This is a genomic window from Phormidium sp. CCY1219, assembly GCF_055795085.1.
In genome coordinates this window covers 1-227 of sequence record NZ_JAYFEQ010000026.1, presented here as the reverse complement: position 1 = coordinate 227, position 227 = coordinate 1, and the positions used below count along the sequence as shown (strand labels likewise).

The following is a 227-nucleotide window of genomic DNA, read 5'->3' as shown; positions in this document are numbered from 1 at the left end:
GAACAACTGCATCTCGTGGATGTGTTCTTGCCCCCCGAGGAGTACCTCTCCCCAGGGCAGGTGAAGGAGAAACTCGAAGCATACAAGCAACAGCAGCGACAGCAGGTGGCGCAACTGCAAGCCGAACTGCGGCGCGCGCAGGCGCAAATTGCTCGCTACAAAGACCCGGCCAACCACCCGGCACTCTTGCGCCAACAGGAACAAATCGACACCATGCAGGCTAAGCT

1 protein-coding gene is annotated in these 227 nt (G+C 59.0%); it reads left to right on the top strand.

The window, feature by feature from the left end:
* A partial coding sequence (locus tag AC0QH1_RS00300) for a hypothetical protein (RefSeq protein ID WP_324628751.1) occupies nt 1-227 on the top strand: 227 nt, incomplete at both ends.